Genomic DNA, 525 nt, shown 5'->3' on the forward strand with positions numbered 1-525 from the left:
TGGACCGTATCCACACCGATTTCTTCTTCCAAGATTTCAGCTACTTCGTGGATGTTCTCATCTGTGTTTTGTAAGAGAGTAACCTTGATCAATTCACGCGCGTCAAGAGCTTGACGGACGCTGGTCTTGATTTGGTCGTTGAGACCATTTTTTCCAATTTGGATGATGGGTTTGAGGGTGTGTGCCTGGCTGTTGAGGAAGGCACGTTGTTTCGATGTTAATGACATAATCTTTCTTCCTTGATTTTTGATAGTTATTTTAGGTGGTGGGGGACGGTCGGAACTAATTTTCCAAAGATCTCATCTTTGAAAAATGGATTTCCTGACCTCACACTTGAGCCTAGGTCTCAAGTGTGCCCCTTGCCAATCTAACGATTGGCAATCACACCACGACAATAACTATCTTTTTATGAGCTCACTTTGTTCGCTCAGTGATTTTATTTTAAATAATTACTTTTCGTGTGACGACTGCGACGCCTTCTGGTGCCCAGACGGCGACTTTGGCGGTGCCTGTTACGCGGATCCA

1 protein-coding gene is annotated in these 525 nt (G+C 44.4%); it reads right to left on the reverse strand.

All coding sequences use genetic code 11. The features are described from left to right. Positions 1-227: YhbY family RNA-binding protein (locus GMD1S_RS10870; RefSeq protein ID WP_000060166.1), on the reverse strand; the 227-nt coding region annotated here is incomplete at its 3' end. Between the last annotated feature and the right edge of the window lie 298 nt (positions 228-525).

The organism is Streptococcus sp. GMD1S, from assembly GCF_000296875.1.
GTDB lineage: Bacteria > Bacillota > Bacilli > Lactobacillales > Streptococcaceae > Streptococcus.